Raw genomic sequence first — 19866 nt, 5'->3', positions numbered from 1 at the left:
CTAATCATTTAATTACTAATTCCGACGAAGAAGGACCTTTCTGGCGTACCGTAACCCAATACTTCCTGATATTGACGATCCAAAAGATTTTCGATTCTACCAGTTATTTTTAGATCTTGGGAAAGTTTGTAACTAGCTTTTACACTGACAACGTCATAGGAACTATTTTCTGTTCTAGCAAACGTGTTCGGATCAAGATCATCTCGTTCGCCACTGAAGCGGTACTGCACACTTCCTTCAATCTTTTCATGTGAATAAATTGCTGAAACAGAATAAGCATTCATTGGTCGGCGTAAAAGCCGCAAGTTTGTCGTGTTATCTTTGGTTTCTAAGTATGTATAAGAAGCTTTCAGCGCTAGGCTGTTCAGTACTTTGTACATACCTTGAACTTCAATACCCTCGCTTTGTGCTGAAGCTATATTTTTGTATTTACCAGATACGAAGTCGATTAGATCATCATAGAAGGTTCTAAATAGATCTGCTGAAAATTCAAGGCGTTCGCCAAGCTGCTGTTCAACTGAGATATCAAGCGCTTTTCCATCCTGGGATTTTAAACTCAAATCACCGTAGCTTGAATAAAGTTGGTACAGACTAGGATTTTTAAATCCAGTTCCATATGTTAATCTTACCAATGTATCTGATGCAGCTATTCTGCGTCCCACGGAAGAGCGAACTGAAACCGCCTGTCCTTTTTCACTTTGTTGGTCATAACGAAGGCCCGCATCAAATAACCATTTGTTATCATCATAGGAATAGAAGAACCCTTCCCCCGTATTTTTCAGGCGCTCTCGTGCAAATGGAGCTGCAAATCCACTGTAGTTCGAGTAACCCTTACCACTTTCATCTTGATAGGAAAGAATAAACTTTAACGACTGGGTGCTTGTCGGCAGCCATTCATGGGCTGTTTCGATCTGTTGCAATTCACTGATAAAATAGTTTTCTGATGTATCAACGTGAACTGGATCCGCCTTGTTTTCATCAAAGCGAGTCACTTCTGAAAATGTGAAACTTAATGAAGAGCGAAGAGTGTTCGAAAAGAAATGATTTACACCTGTTACGCCTGTAATTAGTTGTTTAAAGACCGCAGACGAATTCGGGTCATCACCTTGAGTTCCGCCGGCGTAATCGAGATCCACCTCTGCTTGTGAGTAGCGCAAACTGCCCACTACCTTACCAGTTTCACTTGCATGGTAAGTGAGTTTAGAAGAAACCGTTGCAACTGTCGCACCATCAGCTTCAGTATTTCCTTGGGATTTATCCGCTGCTGAAAATCCTGCCGTTTTAAGACCCTCTACTCCCGCGGAATAACCAAGATTATTTTGTCTGCCATAAACAGAGACGCCAGCTCGTAAAGTATCATAACTTCCCGCTTCAGCTACATAAGAAACTGCCAACGGACCTTTACCCTCTTTAGTGATGATATTTATCACACCACCAATAGCTCCGCTTCCAAAGCGCACGCTTTGTGGACCACGGTGGACTTCTATTCTTGCGATATTAACTGAAGCCAAAGATGAAAAATCAAAACCACCCGCAGGTGACATAAGTTCATTGGCTCTGATTCCATCAATTAATACTAGGGTGTCTTCTGATCGGGCTCCGCGAATGAATATCGAAGTGGTTTGTCCAACCCCACCTTGCCTTACGACTTCCACACCCGGAACATCGCGCAGTAAATCGGCTACTGTGGATTTGTTTTGGTTTTTGATTTCAGTTTCATCTAAGACCGTGACCCAAGATGAGGTGTCTGCAGATTCTTCAGTGACACTTGAAGATTCCACCACAACGGGATTTATTTGCGCGTAAGTTGATAAAGAGCCTAATAGAAGGCCCATGACGAAGATATTTTTCATCCTTGCTCCGAGGTTTGTTTCAAGAAGGCGATCGGACTTAAAGAGGACACCTCTTATCACCGTTGCGGCACAGTGCCGGACTGTAGACACTCCGACTTGGCGGAGCAGATATTCACCGGACTTCAGCTAATCCTTGAAAGTTGTTTAACTAAATTTAAATCTAATAGTTAGGTTGCGCAAGATTCATTACTAAATCATATTCTCGAGAAAGCTCGATTTGTGTTCTGTACTTAAGCCCCAACTGCGATTCATCCAAAATATTTGGAATTTTCTTGCCCTCTACAATAAGTTCCTTTGCATCCTTTGAATCACCTTCATAAAAATGTTCGACTTCAATATTTCCTTGCCGAGTTTTACTTAGTCTTCCTTGCGCATCATAACTGAATAATATGGAAGTTTTATCTAGAGGGGTCGCCGAGGCTAACCGGCCTTCTTTATCATAAGTAAATTTATACCCCCCTTTTTCCGAAGAAACCCCGTTTAAGAAAGATTCGTAATCAACCTGTGAAACCAAGTGACCAGCTTTTCCTCTACTGTAAGAAAAAGAAGTTTTTTTATAAGGAGATGATACCTCAACGGTCTGACCGTACTCATTGCGCTTAATTGAGGTTTTAAAGACATCTTTGCCTAATGTTTTTATAATTTCGATCGGCTCTTCGGAATTATTAAGAAGATATTCAGAAGTGCCTTCACCATTTTTAACAGTCATCGAATTAAGTTGGCTATAATCAGCTGAATATTTGTAAGTGTAAGTTGTTTTGATCGGGGCTTTACCAATACATGTCTTCGTAACGTCAACGTTATAAGCTATCGGATTGCCTTCCGTGCGAAGTTTATAATCAAAATTTTCTGAACAGATATCTGTTCCCTTTAAATCACTTACCCACCCTGTAGTTGGGTGATAAGTTAGACTAATCCATCCCTTATCAGGCCAGATGACTTTGTTTAGTTTATTCTTTCCATCATAAAAGTAGTGATAGCGCTCACCTTCAAAATTCATAGAACTAACTAACTTCGCATTTGAATATTCAAAAATCGCTATTACCTTTTGTTCAAGGTTCCGATTGCTTTTAAAAGAAATTTTTGTGATTAAATGGTCTTTGTTTCGTTCAAACAAAAGACTTCTTCCTGATCCGTCTTGAATCTTTTCTAACTGATTCATTTTAGAATAAATAAAACGAAGATTCCTTATTGTATCGGGCCCTGTGATAGATTTTAATTTTCCCCCTTGATATCTTTCAGTAGTCCCGTCAATAAGGGTGCGTACATAGGATTGATTTTCCTTATGTATTCTTCCATCGCGAAAGTCCTTTGCTAGAAAGACCGAGCCTTCTTTTTTAAAAACTACTTCTTTCCCATCGCCGCAATAACGAAGTAACAGATGACCATTATTTTCACTTATTGAAAGATCTAGGTCAGTACACCAGCCTTCGCCGAATCCACCTGAAAAAGTCGAACGACTGTTATATGTCCGAACATGGTTAACGTCTAAATCCAGACGTGATTCTGTAAAATCATTGAAACTCTGAATGAAAGATCCGCTGATTGTATCAATATGAGCCAACGAGTTCGAACCCCATATTACAAATAATAATAAGACTAAGATTTGCATTTTACTCCGCCGTGTTCTTTGACATCATTTTATAAAGAAGATGCAAGGAACACAATAGATGAGACTTTCACTTATAGGCCTAACTGCATTTGTAATTGTATGCTTCGTTGTTCCGTCTTTCGCAAAATCAAAAGACTATAGTAAAGAAAGATTCAATGCGACTGAATGTTCCGACATCACCACAAACAATCGCTGTGGCGTGTGTCCCTTAAGAATTAAGAAAACGCGTTTACCATCAGAAATAAATCCAGCCCCGCACACAGACGAAGAAACACAGCCAGGAGTTCAATAACTATGTCTCGACAGATAGTCCTTTTATTCTATGTGCTTTCCTTAGTACTTCTTTCTGGCTTTGCTAAATCTAAACGAGTCATTGAAAGAGCTGGCGATAGATTTCGCAGCTCCAGATCCAATGAAAGCTCTTCAGAAAATTCAAGACGAAGTGCAAGCCCACCTTGTTCAAATTGCAACGCCGACCGAGAAAATGAAGAGATAAAAATCCCCGATAGAGAAGCCGACACTGGTGAAACTCCTATTCCTTCCGAACCGCGCGGTGATTTTTTTGAGTCATTGCAAAGACGCTCGCAAAGCTATGGCAATCCCGGCGTAAATAAATCATTTAAGACTTCAAGACTTTCTGGAGTGAACAATGTTCGCGAAGTACTTCCAGGATTTATTTACCGGGGTGGTTCTGGAGGAAAAGAAGACTATCAGTCTTTCAGTTATGAAGCCCTTCAAAACCTTTGCAAAGAGGGTTTTTCCCAGGCAATTGACGTGCGCGGAACAAAATCAAAAGTAAAACCCGGGCCCATCCATTGCAAAAAGGCCGATGGCAGCAGTCACACTCTTTATTATGATGTCGCTATATTTTCGCGTCCTGACGCTTATTTAGATCTGATTCACAAGCGCCTTAGTTCACAAAAAGACCCAGGACCAATAATGCTTCATTGCACTGGTGGTGAACACCGATCAGGGTATGCTTCTGCAGCTGTCTTGATGCAGTTCTGCGGATATTCAACAGGTCAGGCGCAGCAGTATTGGTTAAAAAATAGAATTCATGACAACTGGGATTCTAGCTTTATGGAAAAGATTAGAGACTTTCCAAGAAATCATTATAAAGACAGTCGTCAGCTTAGCCCTGAGGTCAGACAAAAAGTCTGCCCTCAATAAATTCTCAACTAGAACTTAGTTTCTTCTTTTGTAAATAAAGCGGGGCATGCCGGTGATTCGCTGGCGCCCTGAATTCGCAGCGGAAAACCCACGAAGAAGTATTCTCCTTCAGGTACATTCTTTAAATCTAACAGTTCAAATATCGCCGCTTTTTCTAAAAGGATTTTATGAATCGGTCTATCCGGTGAGCCTGGTTTGAAGTCAGATGACTTCCATGAAGTGCCGTACAAATTAAAGCCTTCTAAACCAATAAGATACTGAGCTGCTTCAACCGAGAGAGTTAAAACATAATTGGGATCGTGAAAACCTTCTTCATTCAAGGGATAGAACTGCGAAGTTAAAATAAGCTTCGTGCATTCTCCACCGACAATCGCTAGCACTCGATTTAGATTTTCTTCTAATTCTTGCTTAGAAACTTCCCAGTGATAAATACCGTTACCGGTAGCAACTTCTTTATAGTTATTGCCAGGCAGACGAACTACGATAGTTCGCCCGAAATAGTACCCGGGATTTTTAAAGTAGTGATCAATCCCATGGCCATTTTCCACAACATGAAGTTGGGCTTCCGCATGAGTTAAGCTGTGGGATTTTAAAATATGTTTATCGTAATTTACCGGAGGCAGTTTTCCCGGTTGGATTGAATAAAGTTCCTCTTTTTCATAAGGAGTTCCTTCCATCCACATACCAGGCATCTTCGAAGTGATCGGCGGCGATAAAATATAAGGCATAAATTGATTATCAATAGCGCAGAAACAGGAAGCAAAAGATAAAGCAAGTTTGCGGTAGGAACTGTATTTAATTGTAGGGATTTTTTTAGGGAAAAAATGGTGGCTTGAGACGGAATTGAACCGCCGACACAAGGATTTTCAGTCCTCTGCTCTACCAACTGAGCTACCAAGCCACTGGATCGTTCAAAGAGACCAATGTGTATCTTTTGGCCTCTTTGATGTCAACAAGAACTGCGGTGGCAGCCCAGTTTATTCAAGGCGCGAGGAGAAAGCTGTACATCGTACCGCGCCGACGAGCAACGCGGAAGAAACTGGGCTGACGCCGCAGTTAGGCTTTATCAAATGCGTATTTTAGGTCAGCCAAAAGATCATTTAGATCTTCCACCCCTACAGAAAGGCGAATAAGGGAGTCATCAATCCCCAAAGCCTTACGATTTTCCGGGGGGACGGAGGCATGCGTCATGATCGCTGGATGTTCAATCAAGCTTTCAACCCCGCCTAAGCTTTCTGCCAGGGCGAAAACATTTACGTTTTCCAGGAATTTACGGGCCGAATCCATTCCACCTTTGATGTAGAACGTGATCATACCGCCAAAACCATGCATTTGTTCTTTCGCCAAAGCATGTTGCGGGTGGCTTGTAAGACCCGGATAGATAACTTTTTCAACTTTGGGGTGAGATTCCAAGAAACGCGCGATAGCCATCGCATTTTCCTGATGGGCCTTCATACGTAAAGGAAGAGTTTTCAAGCTTCTTAAGCACATGAAAGAATCAAACGCCCCTTGAATGCCACCCATCGAGTTACTTAAAAACGCCATTCTTTCGGCAATATCATCACGAGAAGTAACGGCTACACCACCAACTACGTCACTATGACCACCGATGTATTTAGTCGCAGAATGAACCACGATATCAGCACCTAATTCCAAAGGTCTTTGGAAATAAGGACTCATGAACGTGTTATCAACCGCAACGATAATGCCTTTAGCCTTAGCAATTTCAGAGATTTTCTTAATATCAACAAGCTTCAAAGTAGGATTCGTCGGAGTTTCAAGCCATACCATTTTGGTATTTGGCTTAAGTGCTTTTTCAAAGTTTTCTACTTTAGTTAAATCAACAAAAGAAAACTCCATCCCGTCATGCTTAAGAACTTTATCGAACAAACGGAAAGTACCGCCGTACATGTCATCCATCGCAACAACGTGATCGCCGCCTTTTAATAGGTGCAAAATAGTTGTCGTCGCCGCGCATCCAGAAGCAAAAGCAAATCCATACTTACCGCTTTCAAGACTTGCCATGCAGTTTTCATAAGCTCTTCTAGTTGGATTGTGTGTGCGAGAATATTCCCAACCCTTATGAACGCCCGGAGATTCCTGTACATAAGTCGAAGTTAAATAAAGCGGCGTCATGATCGCGCCCGTTGAAGGATCCGGAGCTTGGCCCGCATGAATCGCGCGAGTTTGGAAACCTAAGTTGTCAGTCATCTTTTTCATCTAAAAACACCTATTTTTTTAAATTTTTAAGAGCTTCGTCAGCTGTTACTACGCGGTTAAACGCATTTTTTGTGTCTTCTTCTTTAAGTAAACCGTTTTCAACCATCCATTTATCGTTGAAAGCTTTGCTTAGATACTGACGACCGCTATCTGCGAAAATAACTACGATGTTAGACGGTTTTTCTAGCTTTTCAGATGCTTTGATCGCGCCCACTAACGCTGTAGCACTTGAAGGACCCACCAAAATTCCCTCTTCAGAAACAAGTCTGCGAGTCATTTCGAATGCTTCAGGGTCACCAACGCGAACAAAACCATCATAAATATCTAAATGAACGTTTCCAGGAAGCATATCTTCCCCGATACCTTCCACCTTATAAGAGCCTGGAGGATCCACGATTTTCTTATGATAGAAAAGATCGTAAAGAATACTTCCGATCGGGTCTGCACAGATCACTTTTACGTCTTTATTCTGCTCTTTAAGATATTTCGCACAGCCTGAAAGAGTTCCACCAGTACCCGCACCACCAACAAGCATATCAATTTTGCCATCCATCTGTTTCCAGATTTCAGGTCCAGTTGTTTTATAGTGACGAGTTGGGTTATCAGGATTGAAGAACTGATTGGCTAAGAAAGCGCCCGGAGTTTGTTCAGTGATTTTTTTTGAGACGTTATAGTGACTCATGGGGTGTTCAGGTTCAACCATCGGAGTGATGACCACTTGAGCGCCGTAAGCTCTTAAAAGTGCGCGTTTTTCTTCGCTCATCTTTTCTGGCATTACAAAGATACATTTATAACCTTTTACAGCCGCTGCTAAAGCTAAACCTACACCGGTATTTCCAGATGTCGCTTCAACGATTGTGCCGCCGGGTTTTAAATCGCCTCTTTTTTCTGCTTCTTCAATCATTGCCACAGCAACGCGGTCTTTAATGCTGCCACCGGGATTAAAATACTCCACTTTCGCAAAGAATTTATGTTTTGAACCTTTAGTAACGTTATGAAGCGCCACCATCGGAGTATTTCCGACAGTTTCCAAAATGGAATCGTAGATTTGTGACATGATAAACTATCTTTCTAGATCTCTTCTTCTGTTGGATCGAAGAACGACTGAGTTCATGGACTGTAAAACTGTATTCATTTGAGTCAAGGGGTCCACGGAATAGGTGATACCAAGCTCCGAAGTCAGTTGTTTAACGAGCTGGCGGCTTGGTTGATCTTTCATCAACTCATCCACTAGTTTTGTTAAAGCTTCCTGCTTTTTATCGGGCTGTGCCATAGCTATCCTCCAACAGCCGCCACTCTATCACCCCCCTCCCAAAGAGTGAAAAAAATTTTGCAGAAGAGGCCCAAAAAGGAGCATTAAAAATGCGGGAAATTGAAATAATAAAAGGGGAATCATTAAAATAAATGGCAAGCGGGCAATTTTATTGGTTAGCTCCTCATGGCATGCCTCAATGATCTCTTCTTCAAGCCGCAAAAGTATATTGTGAATCGATTCACCTTTTAATCCGCGCTCTAAAACCTGCAAAAGGGTTCGGCGATGGATCGAAGACAGGCTTTGAATGCAGATTTTAGGGTCTTGCCCCTGTTGTAATAACGCCAGCCAGCGCGTTACAACTTCCGGAAACTCACCTTCTGATTTTTTTAAGTACGTGTGAATGCCTTGTTTCACCGAGTGACCCTTTTCAATCGCTCTTTTTACGCTTAGTAACAGCTGTAATGGTGGTGCTATACCTTCCATTTCATCCTCCGACCCACAGAAAATATGAAAATAAGCCCACCTGAAAAGATTAAAGCGGAAAAAAGAATCAAAACACGATGTTGATGGAACCCAAATTGCGTAATTACAAAAGTTAATAGCGCCAGAAAAAGAGCGGTGACAATTATCGCCTGCATCTTCAATTGCTGCGTTACTTGTCCGGACCTACGTCGAAAATCTTCAAGCATCTTAAGCTCTCTGCGAAGTGCGCGAACTTGTTCCACACAGCGAGTTCCTGATCGATCGATTTCTAAAAACTCTTGGCGCAAATCCTTGAGCAGTGCGGATTTCACGGCGATGACATTTTCCGACATCGCTAAAGATTCGTACATCTCCATCATCTGATGACGGATCCAACCATCTTGAATTTCAATTGCTGTTAACAAAGAAATGCGGAAAGATTTTCCTGTCTGCAAGCTTAGTATCACGCTATCAAGAAGTGGAATAAGTGCTGTTCGCAATCTTCTTAATAAGAAAAAACGCAAAATATCCGGAAAAAACTTTAAAGTTATCAAAAGAATGCCGATGAAAAGCCAGAGTGAGGGTGCGGATACTCCACTTAAGGTGATTAAAGCGATCACAACAAGGTTCAAGATCGAAAGAAATCGAACCAATTGTTGAGAGAACGCAAAATCTCGCGCGATCGAAGTGATAGATCGATCAATTAATGAGTATCCGAGCAGCGAAATCGAGAAAAAGATAAGCATGGAACCACCTTCACGGAAACTAGCGCTCGCAAAAAATATGCAAGGTAAATTTTTTGTTGACCGCGCTGGTCAAATTGTGAAGACTTAAGGAAGTAAAGTTTTTAAGTTAGAGAAACAACAACAACGTTTGCATCCTAGGAGGAGCACATGGCAAAGAAAGCAGCAAAAAAAGCTACTAAGAAAGCAGCTAAGAAAACTACTAAAAAAGCCGCTAAGAAAACTACAAAGAAAGCTACTAAAAAAGCTTCTAAGAAGTAATTCTTACGGAACTAATTTAGTTCTAAAGAAAACCCCAGAGGCAACTCTGGGGTTTTTTTATTCCTAAAACCCGCTCCCTGAGCGACTTTCACAGGTGGGAAACTAGGGTTGGCGGGAATGGTATAGGCGCAAGGCGGAGGATCTTTCGCGAAACGCAGGCGTACCTGTCAGGTACGTCGGAGAGAAGTGAAAGACCGGACAACGGCGTCGAATGTGCCCTTATCGGCGACCCGCATTGATAAATGCCACTGGGCTTTTAGATAAGTTTAGAAATAATAAAGAGCACCCACAGAACCGTTCGGGATAAGCATTGATCTGCTTACTTCATACATGCCGGTTAACTCACCATAAAAAGACATTCCGGCTAAGTCGCCAGAAAGCTGGTTATATTGAATACCGAACGTCGTATTGATGAAGTTCGTACCAAACTGACCGGATTTCTTTTCTTTAGTTGTTAGAACGCGGTCCAAGATATCGGAACTATCAAGACGTGCGCCGTCAGAATTGTACCAGCGGGAATATCCTAAGGTTGTATAAGGAGATAAATAATCCCCTTCAAATGTGTGCTTCCATGATAATTGGAAAGCATCATACCCTGGACCCTGCCCAAAACTTGCCAAAACACCATCAGCATCTTCAAAGTTAAGTTCCAAGTTTAATCCGGCCATTCCAGCGGAACCGCCGAAAAAGAATCCCGCGCCCACTTTTCTATGGTCACGCATTTTTAAATTAGATGCATAAGAGGTCGAAAGACGCTCATCGCGCATGTTTTGGCTGTATTCTGATTCGATGGAATGAGCTTTTTCAGACACTGTGTTGGCATCAGCACTGAGATTTACCGACGCCTGCGCTTGGACCGCGCCGCTAACCAAAAGAACTATTAAAGATCGAATAAAAAGTTTTTGCATAGAAACCTCCAAAGGAGATCTATAGAAGGCGAGCTTTTACACCCTCTTCTTGGAAGAACTTTTTAAGAGCTTTTCCATCCAGCGGTTCCAACCTCCAAAGAAGTTTATGAACAAGGTCGTAGGTTTCTTCCGCTTTTTTAGATCTCAAATTATCTGTCAAATAAACCATGTTATCGCTGATTTTGACCGCATTATCCAGCAATCTAGCTACATCACGATTCTTAGTTCCCTTATCTAATAAGACAAGCGTCTTATTAAAATTCGTCGTCAATTTATCAAGCTGTTGAATCATATTTGTTATGGAGCCTTCATTTTTTTCAACCAATGCAACGATTTTACCGGCTAAACCATAACTTTGCGAAATCAATTGATCGATTCTTGGAGGATCTTCCCCGCGAACGAAATCGCCACTATTAAATTCTGCGGCATCTGCACTGCCTGGCGAGATTTCCAGAAACTTTTCCCCAATTACACCAGCTAAGTTAATGAAAAACTTGGAATCTTTACGGACACTGGTCCAGGCTTTTTTATCAATAGTCACGGTTAAGCGAAGTTTAACTTCTTCGCCGCTATCCATTTTGAAAGACGGATCAAAAGAAATCTTTTTAACTTTTCCAACCTTGATACCCATCACTCGCACGGGGGAACCTTCTTCGATACCACCAGCAAAGTTGTACATAACGTTTAATTCTTTGGTGTTGGAAAAAGGAGAGATGAAACCCATGAGGTAAGCGAAGACCACGATAAGTATCACAGATACAAGAGCTAGCAAACCAACCTTGGTTTCAACCTTCATACGTTCTCCTAGTAAAGATGACTAAAAGTATAGGATAAAATAAAATCAATCACAATAATTGCTATCGAAGCCACGACCACGGTGTTTGTTGTCGCTCGGCCGACACCTTCCGCACCTTGCTGACATCGAAATCCGAAATGGCATGCAACGAGAGGAATCACTCCCCCGAAACAAGCGCCTTTTATCGTCGCAAAAATAATATCTTTGAATTGAACAAAGCGATGCATAGAGGTTAGGAACATCGAAGGTGTATACCCAAGGTAACTTTCACTCACTGCCATTGCTGCAAAGATACAAGTCATGTTGGCAATCACAGTCAGCATCATCCCGCCAAGAACGCAGGCTAAAAACCGTGGAACGACCAAGAAATTAACCGGATCAATTCCTAGCATCTTAAGCGCATCGATCTGTTCAGTTATTTGCATCGAACCCACTTCAGAAGCGTATCCAGCGCCCACCCGTGAACACAGTAAAAGAGCTGTTACCACCGCCCCTAATTCACGAAGAATAAGTAATGCAGCAAATCCCGGTACCATAGAGTCATTCTGAATCACAAGCTTCATGTGAAATGAAGATTCTAAGATCGTCACGACAGCAGCAAAACTGACGCAGAAAACGATAATAACTAGACTTTTATTGCCAACAAAATGCAGTTGTTCGATGAATTCTTTACGGCGAAACGGAGGAAGAAAGATACCAGCAAAGGTTTCAGCAATAAGACCGATCATGAGCGGTAACCTCGTACCATTGTTAAGACGATTTCAGCTAAGAAGCTAGTCATCCAATCCATCACCACGATACAAATCATTGTTGTGACCGCTGTTGCTACCACAGCTCGACCCACACCTTTTGCGCCGCCCGTTGCAGAAAATCCTTTATAGGTACAAACAGTGGCTAATACCACCGCGAATGCAAAGCATTTAATAAGTCCATTTAGAATAGAAATGGGATTTACAATTGTAGGCACATGACGAAGGTATTCTTCAAAGTTTACACCCGCAAAGGCTTGTCCCATCAGCATTCCACCGAATACGGACATCACCAAGCCTGCACCTAAAAGGAAAAAGCTTGATACGATGATGCCGATAAATCTTGGGACAATGATTTCTTGCATGGGATCAGCACCCAGGCATCTGACGGCATCAATTTGTTCAGTGACTCGCATAGTACCAAGTTCAGCCGAAGTAAAAGCGCCGACTTTTCCACTTAACATGAAAGCAATCAATAAGGGTCCTACTTCGCGAAAAGTACCACTTGTAGCTAGACCACCAAGATATCCCAAGGCACCAAATTCCGTCATTTGCATCGCAAACTGTACAGTCATGATCGCGCCCACGAAAAATCCTGCCATTGCTGTAGTAAAAAAGCTTTCAGCTGTGACTTTCCAAATCTGCTCAAAGACGTCGTGGGTTTTTAGTTTTTTCTTAAAAAGAGTGCCTAAAATTTTCTGCAGAAACAGGAGTGTCCCCCCGATTTCATCTAAAATAGAGATAAACTTGGTCATGCGCTAAGCACCTCAGAAAGGAAATCCTTCACTAACGGATGCTCGGACTTTTTTAATTCGTCTGGAGTTCCCAAGGCGACGATTTGTCCCTTATCTAGAACGACGATTCTATCGGCAATCGAAAGCGCGCAGTTCATATCATGGCTAACCACTAATGATGTTGTCTTCAGCTCTCTAGATAAATCTAAAATCAGCTGATTCACCGCTGTAGTTGTCACAGGATCTAAACCCGTTGTCGGTTCATCGAACAAAAGTATCCTAGGTTCAAGTGCTACCGTGCGCGCAAGGCTGACGCGTTTTTGCATGCCATAGGAAATTTGCGCCGGTCTTTTTTGTTCAATCCCGGTTAGATGTACTAGCTTTAAAGCTTTATTCACTTTGTCTTTGATAGTTTGTTCATCCAGCTGATAGTGGCGACGCAAACCAAAAGCCACGTTTTCAAAGATAGTGAGGGAATCAAAAAGAGCAGGATGCTGAAACACCATTCCGCATTTTTTTCTGATGGGAAGATATTGTTCCTCTGTGAACTTAGAAACCTCTTGGTTATCAATCCAAATTTCACCTTCATCAGGAGTTAGAAGACCTACGAGATTTTTAAGTAAAACGGACTTGCCTGTCCCAGATGTCCCCAGAATGAAAATGATTTCACCTTCACGGATTTTCAAACTTAATCCGTTAAGCACAGTTCTGGTTCCAAATCTCTTTACGAGGTTCCTGAATTCAATCACCAAATAATGGTGAGGGGTAAAAGATCACGGGTCAAGGACGTGGAGGCACTTTTCTATAAAGAAGAACGATGAGTGACGCCCCCGTGATGTAAATCGCACCATAAACCCAAGGTTCAAAGTCAGAAAATAAAATTTTTGAAATCAAAGCGGGGAAAAATCCCAGTGGGTAGATATTTTTCTGTCCAGGTTCTTGGCGTAAGTATTCTTCTAAAACAGTCAGTGGGCACATCATGCCGATTAAGTATTCGACCACAACAAACAATATCATCGCAACATGAAGGCGTCTTAACCAAGGAATGCGGATCCACCTCCAATGAAGTTTTGCGCCGATTAAAATCAAAGGCACTGGCGTGATCACACATACCACGTACAAAAAATGAAAATAAAGAATAAGATCGGCCAACTGAGTTTTAGACACTGATTGATATTCACAACGCCGTATTTATGCCGTCAGCAAATAGTTTCGCAGTTTGAAATTAAGCAAAACAAATCAAGCTAAGGTTGTCAGGGGACCGTGCAAAAGCCCGCGTACGAACTGATGCACACGGGGATCTGGATGATCTTGCGTTTGTTCTGGAGTTCCGGTGATTAATAATTGCTGGTCAACCACGACACCAATTCTATCCGCCATTTGATAAGCACGATTCATATCATTCGTGATTGCTACGACTGTCGAACCTTTTTCTTTTTTAAGTTTTAAAATCAATTCGATGATTTTTTTTGAAGTGATCGGGTCTAAACCTGCTGTTGGATCATCATAGAAAATGATCTCTGGATCTAGTGCTAAGGCCCTGGCAATGCCTAATCTCTTTTGCATGCCTCCGCTAATTTCATCGGGATATAAATCCCGCGCGTGGGGAATTCCTACAGCATCCAGGAAAAACTCTGCTTTTTTAGCAATTTCCCAATCCGTTGCTTTTGTGGTTTCGCGCAGTGGAAAGCAGATATTTTCAATGCACGTCAAAGAATCAAAAAGAGCATTCTTCTGAAAAAGAATTCCCATTTTTTTAAGCAGCGGCAGACGCTCTTTACTGCTTAGCGTCAACCATTCCCTCTGTTCAATAAAAACTTTGCCATTCTGCGGAGTTATCAATCCTGACATCGTTTTTAGCAGAGTCGTTTTCCCCTGCCCGCTCGGACCCACTATCACAAAGCTTTCACCTGGAGCGATATCAAGGCTCACGTTTTTTAGTACAACGTGGCTGTCAAAGGCGACAGTTATGTCTTTGAGGCTGATCATGCTCATGGTTTTTACGTCCAGTTCTTGCTCTTATCTCTCTAGGCACCGAGCAGTATTGGTTGTCTCTATATTCAATTTGATATTGAATGTGGCCTTCAACGCAAGTTTTAAATTTTTCCATTCAAATTGCAGCCTTAAGGAGATTTATCATGGCTCACAAAAGAAATAAAATTGCTGTCATTGGCGCGGGCTTCGTAGGCTCTACAACTGCTCACTGGGCAGCTCAAAAAGAAATCGGCGACGTTGTTATTCTTGATATCAACGAAGGTGCAGCGATCGGTAAATCTTTGGATTTATTCCAAGCAGCTCCAATTGAAATGTTCGATTCAAAAGTAAAAGGCACTAACAAGTACGAAGACATCGCGGATTCTGATGTTGTTATCATCACTGCAGGTATGCCACGTAAACCAGGCATGAGCCGCGATGAACTAGTTGGCGTTAACGCGAAAATCGTAAAAGACGTTTGCGAAGGCATCAAAAAGTACGCTCCAAATTCATTCGTAATCGTTGTTTGTAACCCAATGGACGTAATGGCTGTTTACGCAAAACAACTTCTTGGCTTCCCTCGTGAGCGCGTTCTAGGTATGGGCGGTTGCTTGGATTCAGCTCGTTACCGTGCATTCATCGCTGAAGAGTTGAACGTTTCTGTTAAAGACGTAACTGGTATCGTTGTTGGTAACCACGGTGATGCGATGGTTCCACTTGTACGTATGACTTCAGTTTCTGGTATTCCTTTAACAGATCTTCTTTCTGCTGAAAAAATCGCGGCGATCGTACAAAGAACTAAAACTGCGGGCGCTGAAATTGGTGGCCACTTAAAAACAGGTTCTGCTTACTATGCTCCAGCACGTGGCGCAGTTGAAATGGCAGAAGCAATTCTTAAAGACCAAAAACGCGTTCTTCCGGTTGCGGTTGAACTTCACGGCGAATTCGGCGTTAACGATAAATTGATGGTTGGCGTTCTGGCTAAAATCGGCGGCAAAGGTATGGAAGGCATCATCGACATGAAATTGAACGCTGACGAAAAAGCAGAGTTTGAAAAGTCGGTTGAAGCGGTTCGTACATTGGTGTCTGCTCTTAAAACTGTAAACTAGTCTGTAAGGAATTTAAAAAAATGAATATTCATGAGTATCAGGCCAAAGATGTCCTCAGAAAATTCGGAGTTGCCACTTTAAAAGGTAAAGTGGCTCATTCCCCTGAGGAAGCAGTGGCTGCTGCAAAAGAAATCGGTGGAAGCCTTTGGGTTGTTAAAGCTCAGATCCATGCTGGTGGTCGCGGTAAAGGTGGCGGCGTAAAAATCGCGAAATCTTTAGACGAAGTAAGTGACTTAGCTAAAAAAATGATCGGCATGACTTTAGTGACTCACCAAACGGGTCCTGAAGGTAAAGTTGTTCAAAAAGTTTATATCGAACAAGGTTGCAACATCGCTAAAGAATACTATGTTGCGTGCCTAGTTGACCGCGCTACAGGACGAGTCGCAATGATGGCTTCTTCTGAAGGTGGTATGGATATCGAGGAAGTTGCTGAACACAACCCAGATGCGATTAAAAAAATCGACATCGATCCAGTGATCGGTCTTTCTGGTTTCCAAGCTCGCGATCTAGCTTTCCAAATCGGGATGGCTCCTGAAATCGTAAATAAAGCCGTTAAATTCATGACAGGTCTTTATAACGCTTTCATCGCGACGGACTGTTCAATTGCTGAAATCAATCCACTAGTTGTTACTAAAGAGGGCGATGTTCTTTGCCTAGACGCTAAGATGAATTTCGATTCAAACGCTCTATACAGACATCAAGATATCGTAGAGATGCGCGACCTGGCTGAAGAAGATCCTTCTGAAATCGAAGCTTCGAAATTCGATCTTGCTTTCATCAAACTTGATGGAAACATTGGTTGCTTGGTGAACGGTGCTGGTCTTGCGATGTCTACTTTGGACATCATCAAGCTTCACGGTGCTGAACCTGCAAACTTCTTGGATGTTGGCGGTGGCGCTAACAAAGAAAAAGTAACAGCAGCTTTCAAAATCATCCTTAAAGATCCAAACGTAAAAGGCATCCTGGTTAACATCTTCGGTGGTATCATGAAATGTGACATCATCGCTGACGGTGTAATCTCTGCTTCTAAAGAGTTGGGTTTAAAAGTTCCTCTAGTTTGCCGCCTTGAAGGTACAAACGTAGAGCTTGGTAAAAAAATGTTGAGAGAAAGCGGATTGAACATCACTCCTGCTGATAATCTCGAAGATGCAGCTAAAAAGATCGTTGCTGCGATTAAAGGATAAGTCAGATGGCAATTCTTATTAACAAAAACACGAAAGTAATTTGCCAAGGTTTTACTGGTGCTCAAGGTACATTCCATTCTGAGCAAGCATTGGCTTATGGAACTAAAATGGTTGGTGGCGTGACTCCAGGTAAAGGTGGCACGACTCACATCGGTCTTCCAGTGTTTAACACTGTAAAAGAAGCTAAAGCACAAACGGGTTGCAACGCTTCTGTCATCTTCGTTCCACCTCCATTTGCAGCTGATTCAATCATGGAAGCTGTAGATGCTGATTTGGATCTTGTGATTTGTATCACTGAAGGTATTCCAGTATTAGACATGGTAAAAGTAAAACGCTTCATGGAAGGCAAACGCACTCGTTTGATCGGTCCAAACTGCCCAGGCGTTATCACTCCAGGTGAATGCAAAATTGGTATCATGCCAGCACACATTCATAAACCAGGTCGTATCGGCGTTCTTTCACGTTCAGGTACATTGACGTATGAAGCTGTTGGACAATTGACTGCATTAGGTCTTGGCCAATCAACATGCGTTGGTATCGGTGGTGACCCTGTGAATGGAACTAACTTCATCGACGTTTTAAAAATGTTCAATGAAGATCCAGACACTGACGGAGTAATCATGATCGGTGAAATCGGTGGATCTGCTGAAGAAGAAGCAGCAGAATACATTAAAAATCACTTTAAAAAACCAGTAGCTGCGTTCATCGCCGGTGCAGCAGCACCTGCTGGTAAACGTATGGGTCATGCTGGCGCGATCATCAGTGGCGGTAAAGGAACAGCAGAAGCTAAATTTGCCGCTCTTGAAGCTGCCGGTTGCAAAATTTCACGCAGCCCTGCTGATATGGGTAAAACACTTAAGTCTATGCTTAAGTAATTTTACAAAGTATCTAAGCTTGCGTTACTTCGATGAAGTCGAAATAACGACAAACCCGCAGCCTAAAAACTGCGGGTTTTTTTATGCCTGAAATCCAGTGCAGGAACACAGCTTAAATCTTTCCAGCATTGAACTTATTCTTAAGCCATCTTTTCTAAAGAGGCTAAAAAATGGAATTAGTTTCAGATGCATTTAAAAATAACGGCGAAATTCCTGCAAAGTACACTTGCCAAGGCGATGATATCTCTCCTCCCCTGCGCTGGAGTGAGATTCCTACTAACACAAAAAGTTTAGCTTTGATTGTAGATGACCCCGATGCGCCAGATCCAGCAGCGCCAAGACTTACCTGGGTGCACTGGGTGGTTTACAATATTCCGCCAAACATTGATTCACTTCCTGAAAACTTTAGAAACTCCCCGCAAGGCGCCCAAGAAGGAATGAACGATTTTAAGAGCGTTGGTTACGGAGGCCCTTGTCCTCCCATTGGTCGACATCACTATCATCACAAGTTATATGCATTAGATATTGTACTTCCGCAGATGGTGAACGTGACAAAAAAAGATTTAGAAAAAGCCATGGAAGGCCACATCCTAGCAGAAACGGATCTGGTGGGTACTTATTTAAAGCACTAACCCGCTCGCTGCTGAACAACTTTATGAATGTGATCCAGGAATTCAGGATATTTGTCACACACGTGCGCGAAGGATTCTTTCTTTAAAACATAAAGATCACAGAATTGCTTCGCCACGACACCCGCCGTCCGCGGACCTTCAAAGATCAAGGCCATTTCGCCAAAGAAGAAGCCTTCACCAAGAGTCGCAATCAGTTTGTCGTCTTTAGTAAGAATATCGACTTGTCCTTTGTGGATGAAGTACATCGCATCACCCACGTCCCCAGCTTTAAAAACTCTTTCGCCTGGAACATAGACTCTTGTTTCTAATTCATTCATCAATTCTTCAACCAGCTCGCGGCTGGCGCCTTTTAAGAAAGGAACTTTTTCCAAAATAGGTTTATTGATATGAAAGATAAGTTCTGACTGAATCTTTTTAGGAAGATCTTCAATGATCGAATGATCTTGATAACCCTTTTTATTCTGCCACATGTAGTGGTAATAGGATCTTACTTTTGTGCGCATTTCATTCGGAATGTGATGAGACACCATGTAAGTTTCAATTTTATCTAAGTTATCCATGTGATGTTCGCGAGCGGCATCTTGACGAGCAAGCAAGCCTGCCACGTTACTTAGAATGAAACCAAATAGTCCAACACCGATGACTTGGACTCCGCATGTAAAGATCATCTGTGACATAGTCTTAGCAGAAATATCTCCGTAACCGACTGTCGTTAAAGTCGTAAATGCCCAGTACATAGCCTTCACGTATTCAAATAGTTTATCTGGATCAGGACCCGCCGAACCACTGCCTAAGCCAATCCATGCACAGGCTGCTAAGTGAATCAAAATTGGTAACATCACGAAAATTGGCACTAAGCGATAAACGATGGGTTGCAGGTTATCAAACTGATCAAGAAAACTTTTGATATGTTTTACGTGGCGAGCGGCTAACAGATTAAAAAGTAATAAACCTGAATACGTCGTATTGAATAGTAACAATCCAAAAAGCGACAAAGGCATCAAACAAATCACATCGCAAAGAAGGCCAAGATTAAGCCAACTGCGATAGTCTTTGATGCTTCTTTTTGTCGTTGAAAAATAGAGATAAATATTTGCCCCGGCTACCAGCGAAATAAGCAAATCAAACATGATTTCTACAGAGGAATCAGTCAAATAACCGATCAATCGCAAAGGCACCCAGAAGCCCACTAAAAACGCACCGATAACTGAAAAGACCTTCAACGTTTGTATTTTTCTCATGGTCTATTTTTCGGCACCAAATTCAGTCTGCAAAAGGCTTGAAATTTGGGTTCCTAAATCAAATATAACTGGCCTGAGGTCATGGCAT

General features: G+C 42.2%; 21 protein-coding genes and 1 tRNA gene. 5 read left to right on the top strand and 17 right to left on the bottom strand.

Translation table 11 applies throughout. From position 1 onward, the window contains the following. Window positions 1–8 precede the first annotated feature (8 nt). Complete coding sequence (locus MNR06_RS12425; RefSeq protein ID WP_243536534.1) at window positions 9–1853, bottom strand: TonB-dependent receptor plug domain-containing protein; 1845 nt, start codon at window positions 1851–1853, stop codon at window positions 9–11. Window positions 1854–2013: 160 nt separating this feature from the next. Continuing rightward, on the bottom strand, window positions 2014–3417 hold the full coding sequence (locus MNR06_RS12420) for an RHS repeat domain-containing protein (protein ID WP_243536532.1): 1404 nt from the start codon (window positions 3415–3417) through the stop codon (window positions 2014–2016). 342 nt (window positions 3418–3759) lie between these two features. On the opposite strand from MNR06_RS12420, the gene MNR06_RS12415 reads away from it, so the two are divergent. Continuing rightward, window positions 3760–4635 (top strand): protein-tyrosine phosphatase family protein, encoded by an 876-nt coding sequence (locus MNR06_RS12415; protein WP_243536530.1) that lies wholly within the window; start codon window positions 3760–3762, stop codon window positions 4633–4635. An 8-nt stretch (window positions 4636–4643) separates the two neighbouring features. Here the strand turns inward: MNR06_RS12415 and MNR06_RS12410 are convergent, their stop codons facing one another. The 14 genes from MNR06_RS12410 to MNR06_RS12345 all read right to left on the bottom strand — a co-directional run bounded on the left by MNR06_RS12410 (window position 4644) and on the right by MNR06_RS12345 (window position 14758). Further along, window positions 4644–5363: a cyclase family protein gene (locus MNR06_RS12410; RefSeq protein ID WP_243536528.1), complete on the bottom strand. Its 720-nt coding sequence runs from the start codon at window positions 5361–5363 to the stop codon at window positions 4644–4646. A 97-nt stretch (window positions 5364–5460) separates the two neighbouring features. Then, window positions 5461–5536: transfer RNA gene (locus tag MNR06_RS12405), tRNA-Phe, on the bottom strand. Between the two features lie 155 nt (window positions 5537–5691). Further along, window positions 5692–6855 carry a cystathionine gamma-synthase gene (locus tag MNR06_RS12400; RefSeq protein ID WP_243536526.1) on the bottom strand — a complete coding sequence of 388 codons (1164 nt, stop codon included), beginning with the start codon at window positions 6853–6855 and terminating at the stop codon, window positions 5692–5694. A 10-nt stretch (window positions 6856–6865) separates the two neighbouring features. Then, complete coding sequence (locus MNR06_RS12395) at window positions 6866–7912, bottom strand: PLP-dependent cysteine synthase family protein (protein WP_243536524.1); 1047 nt, start codon at window positions 7910–7912, stop codon at window positions 6866–6868. A 6-nt stretch (window positions 7913–7918) separates the two neighbouring features. Next, complete coding sequence (locus tag MNR06_RS12390; protein ID WP_243536522.1) at window positions 7919–8128, bottom strand: hypothetical protein; 210 nt, start codon at window positions 8126–8128, stop codon at window positions 7919–7921. Between the two features lie 27 nt (window positions 8129–8155). Next, the gene (locus MNR06_RS12385; RefSeq protein ID WP_243536521.1) at window positions 8156–8593 is read right to left on the bottom strand and encodes a type II secretion system F family protein; all 438 of its coding nucleotides are present in this window, start codon (window positions 8591–8593) and stop codon (window positions 8156–8158) included. Then, on the bottom strand, window positions 8581–9192 hold the full coding sequence (locus MNR06_RS12380) for a hypothetical protein (RefSeq protein ID WP_243536519.1): 612 nt from the start codon (window positions 9190–9192) through the stop codon (window positions 8581–8583). Before MNR06_RS12380 ends, MNR06_RS12385 begins: the two co-directional genes overlap by 13 nt. A gap of 650 nt (window positions 9193–9842) precedes the next feature. Continuing rightward, the gene (locus MNR06_RS12375; protein WP_243536517.1) at window positions 9843–10484 is read right to left on the bottom strand and encodes a hypothetical protein; all 642 of its coding nucleotides are present in this window, start codon (window positions 10482–10484) and stop codon (window positions 9843–9845) included. A 19-nt stretch (window positions 10485–10503) separates the two neighbouring features. Continuing rightward, complete coding sequence (locus tag MNR06_RS12370) at window positions 10504–11280, bottom strand: MlaD family protein (protein WP_243536515.1); 777 nt, start codon at window positions 11278–11280, stop codon at window positions 10504–10506. 8 nt (window positions 11281–11288) lie between these two features. Continuing rightward, window positions 11289–12008, bottom strand: coding sequence for an MlaE family ABC transporter permease (locus tag MNR06_RS12365; RefSeq protein WP_243536513.1), 720 nt, complete (start codon window positions 12006–12008; stop codon window positions 11289–11291). Beyond that, window positions 12005–12784, bottom strand: a complete 780-nt coding sequence (locus tag MNR06_RS12360) for an MlaE family ABC transporter permease (protein WP_243536511.1) — start codon at window positions 12782–12784, stop codon at window positions 12005–12007. Before MNR06_RS12360 ends, MNR06_RS12365 begins: the two co-directional genes overlap by 4 nt. After that, window positions 12781–13467 carry an ABC transporter ATP-binding protein gene (locus tag MNR06_RS12355; RefSeq protein ID WP_243536484.1) on the bottom strand — a complete coding sequence of 229 codons (687 nt, stop codon included), beginning with the start codon at window positions 13465–13467 and terminating at the stop codon, window positions 12781–12783. Before MNR06_RS12355 ends, MNR06_RS12360 begins: the two co-directional genes overlap by 4 nt. Window positions 13468–13543: 76 nt before the next feature. Next, window positions 13544–13930: a DUF2784 domain-containing protein gene (locus MNR06_RS12350; protein ID WP_243536482.1), complete on the bottom strand. Its 387-nt coding sequence runs from the start codon at window positions 13928–13930 to the stop codon at window positions 13544–13546. Window positions 13931–14002: 72 nt separating this feature from the next. Beyond that, window positions 14003–14758, bottom strand: a complete 756-nt coding sequence (locus MNR06_RS12345) for an ABC transporter ATP-binding protein (RefSeq protein ID WP_243536480.1) — start codon at window positions 14756–14758, stop codon at window positions 14003–14005. A gap of 143 nt (window positions 14759–14901) precedes the next feature. On the opposite strand from MNR06_RS12345, the gene mdh reads away from it, so the two are divergent. The 4 genes from mdh to MNR06_RS12325 all read left to right on the top strand — a co-directional run bounded on the left by mdh (window position 14902) and on the right by MNR06_RS12325 (window position 18537). Continuing rightward, the gene (gene mdh, locus MNR06_RS12340) at window positions 14902–15846 is read left to right on the top strand and encodes a malate dehydrogenase (RefSeq protein WP_243536478.1); all 945 of its coding nucleotides are present in this window, start codon (window positions 14902–14904) and stop codon (window positions 15844–15846) included. A 20-nt stretch (window positions 15847–15866) separates the two neighbouring features. Continuing rightward, entirely contained in the window at window positions 15867–17030 is a 1164-nt protein-coding gene (gene sucC, locus MNR06_RS12335; protein ID WP_243536476.1) for an ADP-forming succinate--CoA ligase subunit beta, read from the top strand. A gap of 5 nt (window positions 17031–17035) precedes the next feature. After that, window positions 17036–17905, top strand: coding sequence for a succinate--CoA ligase subunit alpha (gene sucD, locus MNR06_RS12330; protein WP_243536474.1), 870 nt, complete (start codon window positions 17036–17038; stop codon window positions 17903–17905). 170 nt (window positions 17906–18075) lie between these two features. Then, window positions 18076–18537, top strand: a complete 462-nt coding sequence (locus tag MNR06_RS12325) for a YbhB/YbcL family Raf kinase inhibitor-like protein (RefSeq protein WP_243536472.1) — start codon at window positions 18076–18078, stop codon at window positions 18535–18537. Here MNR06_RS12325 and MNR06_RS12320 read toward each other — a convergent pair. Next, a complete protein-coding gene (locus tag MNR06_RS12320) occupies window positions 18534–19778 on the bottom strand; it encodes a cyclic nucleotide-gated ion channel (protein WP_243536470.1) in 1245 nt (414 codons plus the stop codon). The two genes, MNR06_RS12325 and MNR06_RS12320, sit on opposite strands and share 4 nt — an antisense overlap. Between the last annotated feature and the right edge of the window lie 88 nt (window positions 19779–19866).

Origin of the sequence: Bdellovibrio reynosensis (assembly GCF_022814725.1) — a bacterium.
GTDB classification, from domain to species: domain Bacteria; phylum Bdellovibrionota; class Bdellovibrionia; order Bdellovibrionales; family Bdellovibrionaceae; genus Bdellovibrio; species Bdellovibrio reynosensis.
The sequence above is the reverse complement of the archived record's forward strand: the minus strand, read 5'-3'. Positions and strand labels throughout refer to the sequence as shown.